This window comes from Paraburkholderia nodosa (assembly GCF_001718195.1).
In the GTDB taxonomy this organism is placed as follows: Bacteria; Pseudomonadota; Gammaproteobacteria; order Burkholderiales; family Burkholderiaceae; genus Paraburkholderia; species Paraburkholderia nodosa_A.
Genome location: NZ_MCNV01000043.1, coordinates 1 through 15962 on the forward strand (window position 1 = coordinate 1; position 15962 = coordinate 15962).

Below are 15962 nucleotides of genomic sequence, written 5' to 3' on the forward strand. Positions count from 1 at the left end.
CGAGCGGCTTCGATCGTCACGTCAAATTTAGATCTGAGCGAATGGGGCGACGCGTTTCCCGACAACCGCATCCTGGGCGCCGCGACGCTGGACCGGCTACGCCACGGCGCCTATCGCGTCGTGATCGAGGGCGAGAGCTTCCGCAAGCCCAAACCAATGCCAGGAGGCAGTGAAAACGCGGTTGCCAAATCGGGCAAAAAACCGCATTCTTGAGCCCGTTCGAATCTGCGCTTTACCCCCGTTTCTGCTGGCTCCATTACGCCGCCCATCCCCGGCTCGATTACGCCGCCCCGTGACAACGAGCCGTTCGCGTGGGATCGTCCGGCGTTGACCGCACACAAACTGCGTGCGCTGGAGCTGCAGGCCGGAATGCCGGCGCAGCATGGTTCGCGCAAAGGTTCGGCTGCCGCCTACAGTCTGAAGAGCGTCCTCCAGCAGGAGCGGGCCGTGGCTGAGCAGTCCGAGCGAACCTATCAGAGACTGTTAACCGGTGGAAGCAGTCGCGCCCCAAATCAGACGGCGCGCCGATACGGTGGCCGGAAGCGCGGACATAGCGAACGGGCGAAGTGCGGCGCGGGGGCTTGTATATTTCATCCGTCGAGTAGATGACCCGGCGTATTTCTGGTGGAAACACGAAGAACGGCGTGACGTTCTCCCACGCACGCCGCCAGGATTGCACAATGGTCGGATATCGGGTGCCCCATGGGCCTGCAGCGAATGCCTCAAGCGCCTGCTGCGCGGCCTGCCCGCTTGCGGCCGTGTAGATCGGGCGCAGCGCCGCGGCGATAGCATTCCGGTCCTTGTAACTCGCGTATTCCAGGCTGTTGCGTATCAGATGCACGATGCAGGTCTGCACGGCCGTGCGCGGATAGGCCGTGCCAATCGCATCGGCCAGCCCCTTGAGGCCATCGACCACGGCGATCAGGATGTCCTGGCAGCCGCGCGTCTTGAGTTCATTGAAGACCTTGAGCCAGAACTTCGCACCTTCGGTGTGCTCGATCCACAAGCCCAGTACGTCACGCTGGCCGTCGGCCTGAATGCCCAGCGCGAGATACACGGCCTGGTTGCTCACCACGCCGTCGCTGCGGATCTTTACACGAAGCGCATCAAAGAATACGACCGGATACATCGGTTCGAGCGGACGGATTTGCCAGGCGAGTGTCTCGGCCATCACCTCGTCGGTGACCGAGCTGATGAAGTCGGGCGACACCTGCGTGCCGTAGCTTTCGGCCAGAAACGCCTGGATTTCGCGCACGCTCATGCCGCGCGCGTACATGGCAATGATGCGCTCATCAAAGCCGGTAAAGCGGCGTTCGTGCTTGGGGATCAGTATCGGCTCGAAACTGCCGTCACGGTCACGTGGCAGATCGACCCTGAGTGGACCGTGGTCCGTGATGATGGTTTTGCCACTGGCACCGTTACGCTCGTTGGTCTGGCCATCCGGCCTGGGATCGCCGGATGGATACCCCAGATGCAGCTTCATTTCGGCGCCCATCGCGCGTTCAATGACGGCCTTGTTGAAGGCGAGCATCAGGTCCTTGACCTGCGCGGGTGTCATCGGCCCCTTGACCAGTTCGTCGAGCAGCCCTTCAGGCAAGGCAGGCAGCGGCCCTCGGGCCGCTGCCTGCGAAGCGACAGTGCGTCGTTTCTGTTTCTTGTCCATCGGCATATCCATGATCTTTACCTCTCATGATATGCCTCGCCCACAAAATGGCTACAAGGGCTCCCCGTCGGTTGCAAACCCAACGTTGCTTTGATGTCTTTACGTACTGCGCTGCTTCGCTGGTGTAAGTGAGAAGGTGAAGGACTGCAATGCTACAAACGGTCATATTGGACCAATGGTCCGGACCCTGATGAAAGACGCGCGCGAGGACCTCGTTCGGATATCGGGATTGAGCTCCCTGTATTTTGTCCAGGTACGCCCCGCGCGGGTCCAACCCGCTTCACATCACCGCTGGCAGTGCAAAGTGATCTTTTATCCAGTCATGTGTACTATCGTGGTGTTCGTGTTAGTTGTTGGCAGATTAGCTCCGCACGTCACGCTGCCACTGGCTCGCGCCTGAAGTCGCCGCCGTACTTCAGAACTGCCCAGGCCATCCGCGCATTCTTGGCTGCGATGGCGACTGCTGCCCGCCAGTAACGGCGGCGCTCCACCAGGCTCCTGGCCCACCTGCTGAACCGGTCTTGCTTGTCGCCCAGGTTGGCCATCACGGCACGAGCTCCCAGGACCAGCAGACTACGCAGATACGCGTCGCCTGTTTTCGTGATGCTGCCCAGCCGGGCTTTGCCGCCACTGCTGTGCTGTCCTGGTGTCAACCCAAGCCACGCCGCGACCTGCCGGCCATTCCGGAAGTCATGCCCGGCACCAATGCTGGCCAGCAAAGCGCTGGCCGTGGTTGGACCGATGCCACGTAATTGCATCAGCCGCTTGCTGCGCTCATCTTCCCGGGCAATCTCGCCAATCGCGCGGTCATATTCGCCCAGCCGGTCCTCGATGTCGCCAGCATGCTCGAGCAAATCGCTGATGCACCGCCGCGCCCAGCCGGGCAACGAGTCAAGGTGAGTCGCGGTGTCTAGCCGTAGCTTTTCCGGGCTCTGCGGTAGAACCACTCCGAACTCCGAGAGCAGGCCACGCAACCGGTTGTAGGTCGCTGTTCTTTCCTCGACAAATCCCTGTCGCGTCCGATGCAGGCAAAGCGTAGCCTGCTGATGCTCGTCCTTGAGCGGCACAAAACGCATGCTGGGTCGCGTCACCGCCTCGCAAATAGCGGCCGCATCAGCCGCGTCGTTTTTGCCGCGCTTGCCGGACATCCGGTAGGGAGCGACCAGCTTTGGCGCCATCAACCTCGCTGTATGGCCGCACTTCTGGAACACGCGTGCCCAGTAGTGTGCTCCCGAGCACGCTTCCATACCGATTACGCACGGCGGCAATTGGGCGATCAATGCACTCAGCTGGTCGCGAGATACACGAGGTTTGATCAGCACCGCTTTGCCGGCGTCATCAACGCCGTGGACGGCAAACACGTTCTTGGCAAGATCGATCCCGACGGTGACAATTGGCATGGACTTCCCCTCCTGTTGGCGTTGATGTAGTTCGACACTCCATCATGGCACTTCGATGCCGACTCGCGGCTTCCGCCGCAGCCTCGGGACGGGGAAGTCCCTTCTATGAGCACCCGTTTGTCAAGCTGCTGAGCAGATTGACAAACGGTCCGGCCTCCAATATTTGGGATTGCGTATCATGTTGGCAACGAGTTATCAATGGTAGAGCATGCTAACCGTGCATGACGAATCTGAGGCCGATCAATCGCGCTCGTGAGACCTTAGTCTGCACTCACCTTCTATCCGCTGGCCCGCTGTGTGACCAGCCTCATCCTGCATGCGCGCTTCGCCCAGATTTCTCCGGGGCACGCGTCCCATCTTTCAATCGGTTACCACACAGATAACCAGGGACTTCCACGGACGCGTACACTTCAGATCCTTTATGCTGGCGTAGCCGGCTAGCCAGTTGCTGCGTTTCGTCTAATGTGTGCGAGCTATGCCGACTTGAGCTGGGCACCTTCTGGCAGGACGCCGTCCCCTTCAGATAACGCCACAGGGCAATCGCGAGTCGGCGCGCGACTGCTACGATCGCAACCCGCCGAATTCGGCGACTCGAGGACATAGCCTGCGTTCGCTGATAAAACCAATTGGTGAGTGCACTGTCGGGTTGATATCGTAACCACGACCACGCTATCTCGATCAGTAACGCGCGCACCCGTCGATTACCCTGTTTGCTGATTCCCTGATCTACCTGACTGTCGCCACTATCGTACGGTTGTGGCACAAGGCCCACGCAGGCGCCGACTTGGCGACGATTATCGAAGGATCTCCAGAACAGTTCGAGCGCGAGTCGTTGGGCACCGACCCGCCCAATGCCCTTGAGGTTGGTGAGATGTTCTACGCGGCTGGATGCTGCCGCAGGCAAACTGCCATGTAACGCGGTCTCAAGGGCTGCAAATTGCCGCTCGACGAATGCTAGGCGCTCGCACTCACGCAATAGCCGTTGGCTCAGTTCTGGCGGCAGAGGTGTGCCGTCGTGACACCGCACCTCATTTCCAGCGAGCCGGCTGGCGAAGCCCTTGTGCTCGACGTTCTCCCAGCAGCCGAGTGTGGCCAGCAGTTTGCGCATCCGATCTCGGTGTTGTAGCACCTCTTTCTGCAACTGGGCCCTGTCACGCATCAGATGACGGGACGCTTCGTCTTGGGGCGACGGTACTCGAACTACGCGCATGCGGTCGCGCTCGCCGCGCAGCCATGCGCGCAGGTTGATCACCAGCTTGATTGCATCGAGCCGGTCGGTCTTCGCGCGCCTCTTATGGCGCTCAACAGGGATGCTCGCGGGATCGACCACATAACATTCGATCCCGCGAGCCCGCAGCGTGCGATAGATCCAGAACGCATCCGGGCCGGCTTCATAGCTGACGACGACGCGCACATCCGTCGCCAGAATCCACTTGGCTTTATGCCGCTCGATGAGGTCCAGCACGGCCTGCAGCCGCCCCGCAGCGTCACGGTCCCGCAGTATGCACAGCTGGTCGGCTACGCTGCCCGTCGTGTAGCGCGACCTTCCATTTGGCCGCGGCAAGCTCGAGCGACTCCGCAAGCACAATTGGCTCTGTAACCGTTGTGTATGCTGGTTCAGCGTGCATGATTCTCTCCTATGAGCCTGGGTCGACGCACAGATTTTAGGCGCCGACTAGGTCGTCGAGGCAGCCATGCTTCATAGGATCTTTCATTCGGATAGGTTCACAATTTCTGCTGCGCGCCGTATCACATCGGCAGCCGGTTCTGCCCTTTCCCCTCCGAGCGAATCCCACCCTGGTTCGACCTTGTCAGGGGGGACGTCCGAGCCGACGTGTGGTAGCACGACCAGCAGGGGCGAGGCGCCCTGCCGGATGCCATAAGAGTTGCTCGAGCATCCCGCGATGCGGTCAGGAAGCGCGACGGACATGTGCGGCCCTTTTCCGCAGCGCGCCCATCGACCACATGAGGATGAGCGAGAGCGCAATCCAGAGCGTGGCAGCAGCCAGAATTGCCGGGCTAATCTGCTCCCGAAGTCCCGACCACATCTGCCGCGGCAACGTGAAATACTGCGGACTCGGGAGCAGGAAGAGAGCGAAAACCACCTCGTCAAACGATGTGATGAACGCCAGGACAGCGCCGGCCGACACGCCCGGCATGATGAGCGGCAGCGTTACTCTGCGAAACACCATCCAGGGAGGTGCTCCCATGATTGCGCCTGCCCGTTCAAACGAGCGGTCCAGTCCGCTGACTGAAGCAAGAACGGTAACCACGACGAACGGAATGCCTAGCGCAGTGTGGGCCGCAATCAGACCCCACAAGTTGTCGACGAGCCCAACCTTCGCAAATACGAAGTAGGTTCCCGCGCCTGTGACAATCGTTGGCACGACCATCGGCGCAAGAATGAAGCTCATCAATAGTGACCTACCAGGCAACAGTCGCTGCCTCAGCCCGAGCGCGGCAGCTGTGCCGATCGACGCGGCGAGAATGGTTGTGGCAACACCCACGATCAGGCTGTTTTTGACCGAGAGCAGCCACCGTGGATTGTCAAAAAATGACTCATACCACCGAAGCGACCAGGCATCAGCATGCAAATGCAACATCGCTCGGGAGAAGGTGAAGTACGGTTCTGTGTTGAACGAGAGCGGGATGATCACGAGGACCGGCGCGACGAGGAAGAAGAGAATCGCTGCGCAGATCACGACGAAGAGCACGCTCCATCCCTTTTCAACGGGAGAACGAAACGGCTGACTATGGACGTTCATGCTTACCCCATCTTAAGGTTTTCAGCGCCAACCAGGCGGTTATACACAAAGTAGAGTGCGAGAACGACAACAAGAAGCACAATGCTGAGCGCCGCCGCCAAGCCCCAGTTCAGCGAGGTCTGGATGTTGAAAGCGATCATGTTCGAAATCATCTGCCCAGACTGGCCGCCAACGAGCGCAGGCGTGATGTAATAACCTAGCGCGAGGATCAGCACCAAAAGACCACCGGCACCCACTCCTGGCAGCGTAATCGGGAAATATACCTTCCAGAACGAACTGAAACGTCCCGCTCCGAGAGATTGGGCAGCTCGCATGTAGCTAGGTGGAACAGCAACCATCACGCTGTACAGTGGCAGAATGAAAAACGGCAACAGGATATGCGTCATGGCGATCAGTGTGCCGGTCAGGTTATAAATCAGCATGACGCGGTTATTGTCATAGACCACTCCGGCCAGGACGAGAAGATCGTTGACCACCCCATGCGACTGCAGCATCACCATCCATGCAGTGATGCGAACAAGCATCGATGTCCAGAAAGGCACCAACACCAGAATCATCAATTTGTTGGCGGTCGACTTTGAGCTTGTTGCCATGAGGTACGCAATCGGATACCCCATCACAGCGCACAACGCGGTCACGGCAATGGCAACCCAGAACGTCTTGAGGTAGAGCGAGCGATAGACCTGGCTGTCTTCCGGTTGCGATACGATGCTACCCTGCTGATCTCGTCGGAAATCGAGCGCCGCGAGGTAGTTATCGAAGGTGAAGGGTCGTGTTGCGCGCGCAAGCATCGGTAGCAGACCGGGATCGCTCCAGACCGGATCAACGCTCGCGAACCACTGCTCAGTCGGCGCTTCTTCGGCCGCAGCAGCGCGCCGCGCAGTACGTTCAACAGTCGATCGTAGTCCGAAGCGCTCGGCATTCAGTCGGCTCGCAACCATGCCAATATTGCCATTCTCTCTTGCCGTCACGAGATCATGTGCCAGCCCTTTCCACACGTCGCCCGCACCATCCTTCGACCCTTTATCTAGCGCCTGCGCCGTAGCCGGAAGAAGATCACGAAGCGTTGAATCGTAAATGCTGACCTCAAACATCTTCGCGATCGGCACAATAAAGGCCAGCAGCAAAAACACGATCACCGGCAAGACAAGCAGGAACGATCTTCGTGTCTCACCGCGCCTCGCCCTGTGGACGCGGCTCTTCAACGTGCCGCCCCATTGTTCCTGGCAGGCGTCGTCAGCGCTATTCTCAGCCATTGTTACTGGGCTCATCTCGGTCCTCCCGCAGCCAGCAACGCACGGCTATCAGCCGAGCGCCAGCCAATTGCAAGCGTCTGTCCGGAGCGCAGCGATCCGAGACTTGAGGTGTTCGCGACTTTCACTGAGATTTCGTTGCCACTGGGTATCCTGCATGTAAGCCGGACGTGGTCACCGAAGTAAGTTGAATCGATAATTTCGGAGTCCACCTGGTTTTCGAGAGCGGCTCCTTGCGAGGCGATTGCTACCCGCTCCGGACGCAACACTAGGGACACGCGCGACCCGGAGGCAATCGGTTTCTCGGTCAGTGCCTCGAAATGACACTCTCCATGAGTAACCTTCGCGCGATAGTCGCCGTCTGACGACGCATAGCATTCGCGAACAACGCCGTCCAGCAAATTGTTGTCACCCACGAACCGTGACACAAACTCCGTGTTAGGCGATTCATAGATCTCGGACGGCGGCCCGATCTGTTCGATCATTCCATTGTTGAAGATCGCAACCCGGTCAGACATGGCGAGCGCTTCGTCCTGATCATGCGTCACATAGACGACCGTCACGCCAAGCATCTTGTGGAGATGCTTGATTTCCGTCTGCATGTGCTCGCGAAGTTGCTTGTCCAGCGCGCCGAGCGGTTCGTCCATCAACACCAGAGAAGGCTCGAAAACTAGTGCGCGGGCAAGGGCGATCCGCTGTTGTTGTCCGCCAGAGAGCTGAGCCGGCCGCCGAGACGCGAAGTCTTGCATCTTCACCATTTCCAGCGCATTTGCTACCTTCCTGACAATTTCATCCTTTGGAATCTTTCTCGCCGCAAGCGGAAACGCCACGTTCTCAGCGATCGACATATGGGGGAACAAGGCATAGTTTTGAAAGACCATGCCAATGCCCCGTTTATGCGGCGGCGTTGTTGTCAGATTCACGCCGTCGATGCTAATCGTCCCGGCAGTCGGGGCCTCAAAACCCGCGAGCATCATGAGGGTGGTCGTTTTGCCCGATCCCGACGGCCCCAGTAACGTGAGAAATTCGCCTCGCCTGACCGCAAGGGAGAGTGATTTCACGACGTGAGTGTTCCCGTCGTAGCTCTTTTCGACCTGCGAGAATACGACGTGGTCACCGTCAGCCGCTTTCGGACTACCTTTAATACGCTGCTGGTAAACGTTTAGCATTTGCGTTACCTTGATCCTTAGCGGGCCATCCAGGCGGCCCAGCGCCGGTTGATTTCGTCCTGCTCTTCATTCCAGAACCCGGTATCGTTCGCGAGGCCGACCTTCAGGTTGGCCGGAGACGTCGGCAGGTTATCACGCAGGGACGCATCCACAAGTGCAAGTGCCGAGTGGCGCGCGGGTGCGTAGCTGATGAATTTGGTCTGGATCGCAAGCTGGGGCGCCGATGTTGCGTATCGGATGAAATCAAGTGCAGCCGCCTTATTCTTGCTCGCCTTCGAAATCGCAAATACATCGCCGTTGATGATCTGGCCTTGCCAGATGATTCCGAACGGCTTTTTGTCTTTGGTAATAGCGTCGGTGAATCGGCCATTGCCGCCTTCGGTCATTGCAACTTCACCATCGGCGAGCAGCTGAACTGATTGCGCCTGCGCTCCCCAAAAGATCGCGTTTGACTTGATCGTGTCGAGTTTCCTGAAAGCGCGGTCAAGCCCATCTGGCGTTCGCAGAGTCTGGTAGACCTTATCGCGAGGTACGCCATCGGCCATCAGAGCCCATTCCAGATTGCCGTTCGGCTTGTTGCTCAAACCCCGCTTTCCCGGGAACTTCTTCAGATCGAAGAAGTCAGCGATTGTCGTCGGCTGGGCGCCGGCAAATTTCCGTTTGTCGAACGCAATTACGTTTGACCAGAGAATGGTCCCCACGCCACAGTCCATCAACGAGCCGTTCACGAAGTCGGTGGAGGCGGGTTTTCCGTCCGGCGACGGCGCAAGCGAGCTTGCCTTGATCGGATCGATCAAACCCTCGTCGCAGGCACGGGCAGCATCCTGGAACTCAAGATCGATCACGTCCCAGGCTCCGGAGTTAGCCTGCACCTGTGAGCGAAGCTCCGCGAGACCGCCGTTGTAATCCGCCGACAGAATCTTTGTGCCGGTTTTGGCAGTGTAAGGCTCAAAAAATGCTTGGGCCTGACTGGCAGTGTATGCACCTCCAAAAGAGGCGACAACCAGTTGTTGAGCATGTGCCGATGCAGCTGGCAGAACTGCACCCAGCACCACAAACAGGCACGCACGCGCTTGCTTCGATGTGTTTCGGAGTTTCATATTTACCTCTCGATGTCACGTTAAGGTTATTTTTACGACCAATCAGGCGTTCAAATCCGCGCGAGTTCTTTCTCCAGGCGCCGGGCTAGCTGAAGAACCCACTTGTCCGCTCCCGCAGCACCAACAAGTTGCACACTCACTGGAAGCCCCTTGTCGTCCGCCCCGGCAGGCAGCGCAATCGCGGGCGCTCCGACGAGGTTGAAAAACGAGGTGTAAAGTGTTAGTGCGTTCCCGATTGGATATAGCTGGTCACCAATTGGAACTCGGTTGCTCCCAGTCTCGGGAGCCACGATCGGACAGGTCGGCGTGAGAATTAAATCGACGTCGTCAAACTGACGTGAAAATGTGCCTCGATACTCAGTCAGCAGCCTTTGACATTGAACGTAACTCTCGGCAGGCAACTGCTGGCCTAATACAAAACCACTCCTGACGTCGGCGCCGTACTTGTCAACCGATGCACCTATCAATGGCGAGTGATACGCCAGCGCTTCGGCGAGCTGGATCGTGAGCGATACAGTTCGGGATTCGGCCGCATCGGGCAACTCAATTTCATGAAAAGTGGCCCCCAATCCCCGCAAAGCGGCTATGGCAGACTTGTAGCCCGCTCTGACCGAAGGTTCGAGAACAAGGGCCGCCTCTGGCAGAACGCCAACCCTAAGAGATCTTTCTGAATCGACTGGCTCGAATACATTGAGGTCGGTCAGCCATCCAGTGACAATGGACACATCATCTGCGCTTGCGGCAATGACGCCCACGTGATCCAGCGTCCAGCAAAACGGGATAACTCCGGTGGAGTCGAACAATCCAAAAGATGGTTTGAATCCCGTCACCCCACATAGCGCGGCGGGAACGCGCACCGAGCCGCCGGTGTCGGTGCCCAGGGCAAATGGCACAATGCCTGCGGCCACAGCCGCAGCCGATCCTCCGCTGGACCCCCCAGCCAGACGGCGCCGGTCCCATGGGTTAACCGTAGTGCCAGTGAACTGGTTCTCGCCAGTTGCGCCATAGGCAAACTCATGCATGTTTGCTTTGCCTACCAGGACAGCGCCTGCGTCTGCAAGCTTCCGAACCGCTACGGAATCCTCCTTTGGATAATGTTCCGCATAGACTCTGCTCCCCGCCGTCGTCCGGATCCCCGCCGTGTTGAAAACGTCCTTTGCGACGTATGGAACGCCATCTAGCAAACCGCGAGGCTGGCCGCGGCGGCGTCGATCATCCGCCGCCGCCGCTTGTGCCCAACCACATTCACTTGTCAACGTTATCAGGCTTTTCAGCCATGAATTGGTCGCCTCCGCGAGTGCCAGACTATGCGCGACGATCTCCGAGGACGTAGCATCGCCGATCGCAAGCGCGTGCGACATGTCTCTGAGGTTTGTGCCTCGCACCTGTGTCATGATCGCGCACCATCGGCCCACGGCGGCGCCACATCGCCGAGATCCTTTGCTCGAATCGCCGCGAGTCGCCCCACGAGACTGGACAGATCCGACACGACACCGAACCGCGGATCCACCAACTCAGAGAGGTCTTCTGCCGTCCAGCGACCACCGAAGAGTTCGCGGTTCACTGCGATAAGGGTTTTTAGAGAAATTGCATCAGCCATGTTTTCACACCACCGCGAGCTTGCGCGGATAGTCGGTCAGGTACTCGAAGCCGTCCGTCGTGACAACGATCGAATCACCAACTCGCCCACCAAACTCACCCTCAATCGTGATGCCGCCATCGACAGCGAACGTCATGCCGGCCTCAAGCGTGCGCTCCTCACCGCGCTTAAGTTCCGGCGTTTCGAGGAACGAATAACCGATCGAACGTCCCGTGCGGTATCCCGCCGCGAAACCAGCGTCCCTGTACACTTGCTCAGCAGCTGCATTCACATCCTCGCAGCGCACCCCAGGCTTGATCTGCGTGAGCGCTGCTTGCTGTGCCGCCACGGCCGCTTCGTAGACGCGAGCCTGCTCGTCAGTCACGGAACCGACGAAGAATTCGCGGTCAAACCCGAGCTTATAGTTCTTGAAGTTGGCGATACCACAGAAACACAAGTACACGGGATCGCCCCGCTTGAGCCTGCGAACCGAGGATCGGCGATGCACAAGGCAGACATCGCGGCCAGACTGGAGGATTTGGAGGTTATAGATCGTGGGTGATACAAACCGGTCTGTATGTTCGTCGAGGAATGACGCCGCCTTGCGCGTTCCGCCGGCGATTACAGCGAGTGCGATTTCATACTCGGGGACGCCTTCCCGGACCACTTCCTTAGCTGCTTCCACCATGGCAACCGCCACCTGCCCAGCCTGCTTCATGGTGGCGATTTCACTCGAAGTCTTGATCGTCCGCAGATCGAAGATGATCTGACCAACATCGACGATACGGTCCCCGGCGACAGGCAATGCACCTGACACGAGCGGTGGCATTTTCGCGTGCTCGACGCCGAGGCGCTTGACCTTCGCAGCAGCAAGCACTTCGCGCAACGGCTTGCGCCACTCGTCATCGATGCCGTCACACCATGGGCGAACATCCTTGATCCACGTCATCAGCGAGCACATCTCCGATTCCATCAGAGGCGTGATCAGTACCGGTTCGCGATCTTGTGCGATGACTAGCAGCGTCGGCCGGCCGAAATCCATCCCAAGGTAACCCCAGAAACCACCGAAATAGGCCACCGCATCGGGGTCGCTGATCAGGGCAACGTCAATATTCGCGGCATGCAGTGCTTCGCGCAATCTGCCTACCCGGCCTTCGTATTCGCTCACGTGTCCTCCGTCTGGTTAGCTGTATGCAGCAAGTACACAGGTCCCACTGTAGGAAGCACAATTTTCGCCGTCAAGTACGTGGTTCACCTAGGATTTTCATGGCATCAAACATGCATAACGACTATTCTATGGCCATAATATTGTTTGTATTCAATAGTTTAATGAACTACACGCTAGCCACCACGCCTTACCCAGTCGCGCGCTTTCATAAGACAAACTTATTCATCGCCATCAAAGTGTGCCAGGTGGTTTTGCCTCCTGTGTACAGGTTGCATGTAGCCGCGGTTTGTAGCTATGATGGGCATACGCCGCGCTAGTGCGGCAACCCACTGGACGCCCTTATGAGCACTTCAATGGCGTCCTGCGAGGAATATCAATGGCACGGGTGGTTAAACAGAAAGGGAAAGCGCCGCGACCGACAACTAAAGCCACGGCACCTCGGGGCCAAACGTCGGACATTTACCTGTCGGTTCGCGATCGCATTTGCAGCCTGCGCTATCCGCCGGGCACCTTGCTCGGGGAAAATGTGCTGGCTGAGGAGTTCGAAGTCAGTCGCACGCCCATTCGTCAGGTGTTGCAGCGACTCGAATATGAAGGATTGGTCGAAACCAAGAATGGCGTCGGGACGCTCGTTAGCGGCGTTGACTTCCGGGAATACAGGGACACGTACAATTTCCGCCTGCGGTTAAGTGAGATGTTGGGGGATTTCTGCTCCCCTCTCGACGCCCCCCCGGCACTTGAGCGCATTGAAGGACTTATTCCCCGGGCCATGGCGTTGTCAAACGGCACCCGAAATTATGACGAATTCTGGTCGATCCTGCATGAGCTCCATTATTCGATCAACGAATTGATCAAAAACAGGGAACTGCGGCAGACGCATGACAGGTGTTATTTCCAGGCGTCACGTGTTTGGTACAACTTCGTCACCGACCTGTGGGAAGAGGAAATTGAATATCTGAACCGCGAACTCGAAGAGTGCTGCCGCGCGTTACGAGCCGCTGATATGCGTGCCCTTGGCCTAGTCCAGCGCAACTACATCTCCTTTGGACTTGCCCGAATTGCACGCTTCATAACCGGTTAGTCGAAAGCATCGTCGCTATTAGGCCTGCCACGCATAGTTCGATCACCATGGATTTCATATAGAGGAGCACACATCGTGACTAGAGACTCCGTATTTAGAGCCGAATTTGACAATGGCCGACACGATCGTGCCAAGGCCGGTTTCGTACTGCTCGCAACCGAGCAGACGATCGAAGATGACATGTTCACGCTGCTTCCGAAGGGCGTAGGGATCCATTTCACCCGGGTTCCCAACCCCGACAGCATCACGCGGGAATCCCTCGACAACATCGCTGCCAGCCTCGCCGAGTCCGCGGCACGGATTCTTCCCGACGGCAGTCTCGATGTCATCTGCTATGGATGCACATCCGGGAGTCTGGTTGTCGGAGAAAAGAAGGTCTTTGCAGAATTATCGCGCGGCGCTCCAAACGCAAAGACAACCAGTATGGTGACAGCTGTCATTCGGGGGTTGAGGGCAGTTGGCGCCAGACGCATCGTCATTGGGACGCCGTACCTGGACGAAATCAACAAGCTGGAAAAAATCTACCTCGAAAACGAGGGTTTCGAAGTCCTCGCCATCCACGGCCTTCAACTTGAAAAAGACAGCGATATGGTGCGTGTAACGCCCAATAGCATCGTGCAATTGGCGCTGTATCTCGACCGCCCGGACGCCGATGCAATCTTCATCAGCTGCGGGGCGCTCAGATCAATCGAAGTCATCGACGAGATCGAACGATTCACCGGCAAACCTGTCATCACAAGCAATCAAGCGGTCGCTTGGGATGTTATGCGACTTGCCGGAATGGACGACCGCATCAGTGGATTCGGGCAGCTGCTATCCCAGCATTGAAAGAATATGCGAACGAATTGCGGCCCGTGAAGTAACGACGTGACCAAGCCTCTGATGGCTGCCATCGTCACTGAACACACTCATCGTACAATCTTCGATTCGGCAGTCTCCGATGACTCGACCTCGTCCAACTATCGACCTGCGGGCTCTTGAAGCGTTTGTCGCCGTGTGTGAATCGGGGTCGATGACCGCCGCCGCCAAGCTGCTGCAAGTAAGTCAAAGTGCGATAAGCCAATCGATCGCGTCGCTCGAACGCGAGCAGAGCACAGACCTCTTTGATCGGGAGAGTCGCCCACCCCGACCAAATCTCGCCGGCCGCGCCTTGCTTGAGCTTGCGGGCCCGCTGTTGAAACAGGCACAAGCTGTCAGCAGCAAGCTAAGAGACGTGTCGCGAGGCGAGGCCCTTCCAGTCCGGCTTGGGTGCGTTGACTCCTTCGCCGCAACAGTGGGTCCGGAGTTGATCCGTGCTGTGTCCGGATCGACCCGTCAGATTGAAATGTGGTCCGGGCTCACCCCGGCGCTTTCCGGCCAGATCCACCGGCGCGAAGTGGACGTTGTGGTTTGCACTCAGACCACCATCACCGATACGCGACTGATCGAAGTGCCGCTTTTGTCGGAGGCCTTTCTCGGGGTGGCTTCGCGCCGCTGGTTTGAAAGTCATGGGGGAGAAAAGGCTGATTGGGTGCGGCTCGCTGCCGAGCTTCCGCTGATTCGCTATACAGCTCGTTCGGTAATCGGACAGCAGATTGAGAGGCTGGCTCGACACCTGAACATTGACTGCGCACGTCGTTACGAGTTCGATGCGACGGATCCTTTACTCAGCCTTGTTAGCGCAAATCTTGGATTTGCAATTTCGACACCGCTCTGCCTTTGGCAAGCACGCCACTATCTCGACGATCTGGTCGTGTTCCCACTTCCTAAGAGCAATCTAAGTCGAAGGGAATTCTTTATTTTGCACCGGCGTGGCGAGTGGGACGAATTCGTCGATGAGATCTCGGTACTCACGGGGAACGCTCTTGATGAGCTTATTCGGCCCGCGCTCAAGAAATTGTTACCACAGATGTCTGCAGCCGCACTACGACATTCCAACGTAACGGAAATTCATCGTGACTGAGATATACAAATTGACGCGAGGGAAGGCCCCGCTGCTTATTTCGATCCCACATCTCGGGATACATATCCAAAACGAACTGCGAGAGACATACACCGACGCCGCATTAGCGCTTGCCGACACTGACTGGCACCTCGATCGACTCTATGATTTCGCGCATGAACTCGGGGCTACGGTCCTTAGTGCGAATGTGTCCCGCTACGTCATCGATCTGAACAGGCCGTCTTCGGACGAAAGCCTTTATCCGGGGCAACTGACGACCAGCTTATGTCCCGAGCAGACATTCCGCGGTGAAGCAGTATATCGGGACGGCCATATTCCCTCGACAGATGAAAAAATCTGGCGAGTGAAAGCGCACTGGCAGCCCTATCATGATTGTCTTGCAGAGGAACTTCGTCGGCTTCGTGGAGAGAATCCGCATGTACTCCTGTGGGATGCACATTCGATTGCGAGCGTTCTACCACGCCTGTTCGACGGCAAACTCCCGGACCTTAATATAGGCACACAGGACGGTCGCACTGCTGCCGAATGCGTACTTCGCGCTGCGACCAGTGGCGCCGCGAGAAGCGGATACACCTGGGTGGCCGACGGTCGATTCAAGGGTGGGTTCATCACCCGTCACTATGGCGCCCCGCAAGAGGGTATTCACGCCATCCAGCTTGAGATGAGCCAGAGCACTTACATGGAGGAAGTCGCTCCATTCCGGCTGATCTCGCACCGCGCACGGATGGTTAAGCAGACGTTGAAAACGATGGTCGGAAGCGCGCTCGATGCGATGAATACGTTGTAAAATCGCCCCTCCCACTGAGACGTCGGTCACATCATCGCATTGGCTCGCATCCAGC

Annotated in this window: 13 protein-coding genes and 3 pseudogenes; 6 read left to right on the forward strand and 10 right to left on the reverse strand. The window is 57.8% G+C overall.

Features of this window, described 5'->3' with window-relative positions; translation table 11 throughout:
* Together BFD71_RS36640 and BFD71_RS43110 are read left to right on the forward strand one after the other, a co-directional pair.
* On the forward strand, positions 1-213 hold a 213-nt coding region (locus BFD71_RS36640), incomplete at its 5' end, for an ATP-binding protein (RefSeq protein ID WP_176733018.1).
* 84 nt (positions 214-297) lie between these two features.
* Positions 298-554, forward strand: a pseudogene (locus BFD71_RS43110) (IS110 family transposase); the annotation flags it as partial.
* Positions 555-586: 32 nt separating this feature from the next.
* Here the strand turns inward: BFD71_RS43110 and BFD71_RS36645 are convergent.
* The 10 genes and pseudogenes from BFD71_RS36645 to BFD71_RS36685 form a co-directional block, all read right to left on the reverse strand.
* Positions 587-1663, reverse strand: a pseudogene (locus BFD71_RS36645) (IS256 family transposase); the annotation flags it as partial.
* 374 nt (positions 1664-2037) lie between these two features.
* Entirely contained in the window at positions 2038-3063 is a 1026-nt protein-coding gene (locus BFD71_RS36650) for an IS110 family transposase (RefSeq protein WP_069269086.1), read from the reverse strand.
* 473 nt (positions 3064-3536) lie between these two features.
* Positions 3537-4691: pseudogene (locus tag BFD71_RS39930) on the reverse strand (IS110 family transposase).
* 282 nt (positions 4692-4973) lie between these two features.
* Positions 4974-5828: an ABC transporter permease gene (locus BFD71_RS36660; protein ID WP_069269088.1), complete on the reverse strand. Its 855-nt coding sequence runs from the start codon at positions 5826-5828 to the stop codon at positions 4974-4976.
* Positions 5829-5830: 2 nt separating this feature from the next.
* The gene (locus BFD71_RS36665; RefSeq protein WP_083245692.1) at positions 5831-7099 is read right to left on the reverse strand and encodes an ABC transporter permease; all 1269 of its coding nucleotides are present in this window, start codon (positions 7097-7099) and stop codon (positions 5831-5833) included.
* The gene (locus tag BFD71_RS36670; RefSeq protein WP_069269090.1) at positions 7096-8250 is read right to left on the reverse strand and encodes an ABC transporter ATP-binding protein; all 1155 of its coding nucleotides are present in this window, start codon (positions 8248-8250) and stop codon (positions 7096-7098) included. The genes BFD71_RS36665 and BFD71_RS36670 overlap by 4 nt, the downstream gene beginning before the upstream one ends.
* Before the next feature lie 17 nt (positions 8251-8267).
* Entirely contained in the window at positions 8268-9350 is a 1083-nt protein-coding gene (locus BFD71_RS36675) for an ABC transporter substrate-binding protein (RefSeq protein ID WP_069269091.1), read from the reverse strand.
* 50 nt (positions 9351-9400) lie between these two features.
* Entirely contained in the window at positions 9401-10744 is a 1344-nt protein-coding gene (locus tag BFD71_RS36680) for an amidase (protein WP_069269092.1), read from the reverse strand.
* Positions 10741-10950: a hypothetical protein gene (locus BFD71_RS41080; protein WP_141710933.1), complete on the reverse strand. Its 210-nt coding sequence runs from the start codon at positions 10948-10950 to the stop codon at positions 10741-10743. Before BFD71_RS41080 ends, BFD71_RS36680 begins: the two co-directional genes overlap by 4 nt.
* Positions 10951-10954: 4 nt before the next feature.
* Positions 10955-12097: a M24 family metallopeptidase gene (locus tag BFD71_RS36685; protein WP_069269093.1), complete on the reverse strand. Its 1143-nt coding sequence runs from the start codon at positions 12095-12097 to the stop codon at positions 10955-10957.
* Between the two features lie 376 nt (positions 12098-12473).
* Here BFD71_RS36685 and BFD71_RS36690 point away from each other — a divergent pair, with 376 nt between their 5' ends.
* The 4 genes from BFD71_RS36690 to hutG all read left to right on the forward strand — a co-directional run bounded on the left by BFD71_RS36690 (position 12474) and on the right by hutG (position 15907).
* Positions 12474-13178: a GntR family transcriptional regulator gene (locus BFD71_RS36690; protein ID WP_083245693.1), complete on the forward strand. Its 705-nt coding sequence runs from the start codon at positions 12474-12476 to the stop codon at positions 13176-13178.
* A gap of 75 nt (positions 13179-13253) precedes the next feature.
* Positions 13254-14006, forward strand: coding sequence for a maleate cis-trans isomerase family protein (locus BFD71_RS36695; RefSeq protein WP_069269094.1), 753 nt, complete (start codon positions 13254-13256; stop codon positions 14004-14006).
* Between the two features lie 112 nt (positions 14007-14118).
* A complete protein-coding gene (locus tag BFD71_RS36700) occupies positions 14119-15120 on the forward strand; it encodes a LysR family transcriptional regulator (protein WP_069269095.1) in 1002 nt (333 codons plus the stop codon).
* Complete coding sequence (gene hutG / locus BFD71_RS36705) at positions 15113-15907, forward strand: N-formylglutamate deformylase (RefSeq protein ID WP_069269096.1); 795 nt, start codon at positions 15113-15115, stop codon at positions 15905-15907. The genes BFD71_RS36700 and hutG overlap by 8 nt, the downstream gene beginning before the upstream one ends.
* The last annotated feature ends 55 nt before the right edge of the window (positions 15908-15962 follow it).

Bases quoted from the DNA above. Each gene is read 5' to 3' on its own strand.
- BFD71_RS36650 (WP_069269086.1), bottom strand. From the start codon at position 3,063: ATGCCAATTGTCACCGTCGGGATCGATCTTGCCAAGAACGTGTTTGCC.
- BFD71_RS36660 (WP_069269088.1), bottom strand. From the start codon at position 5,828: ATGAACGTCCATAGTCAGCCGTTTCGTTCTCCCGTTGAAAAGGGATGG.
- BFD71_RS36665 (WP_083245692.1), bottom strand. From the start codon at position 7,099: ATGAGCCCAGTAACAATGGCTGAGAATAGCGCTGACGACGCCTGCCAG.
- BFD71_RS36670 (WP_069269090.1), bottom strand. From the start codon at position 8,250: ATGCTAAACGTTTACCAGCAGCGTATTAAAGGTAGTCCGAAAGCGGCT.
- BFD71_RS36675 (WP_069269091.1), bottom strand. From the start codon at position 9,350: ATGAAACTCCGAAACACATCGAAGCAAGCGCGTGCGTGCCTGTTTGTG.
- BFD71_RS36680 (WP_069269092.1), bottom strand. From the start codon at position 10,744: ATGACACAGGTGCGAGGCACAAACCTCAGAGACATGTCGCACGCGCTT.
- BFD71_RS41080 (WP_141710933.1), bottom strand. From the start codon at position 10,950: ATGGCTGATGCAATTTCTCTAAAAACCCTTATCGCAGTGAACCGCGAA.
- BFD71_RS36690 (WP_083245693.1), top strand. From the start codon at position 12,474: ATGGCACGGGTGGTTAAACAGAAAGGGAAAGCGCCGCGACCGACAACT.
- BFD71_RS36700 (WP_069269095.1), top strand. From the start codon at position 14,119: ATGACTCGACCTCGTCCAACTATCGACCTGCGGGCTCTTGAAGCGTTT.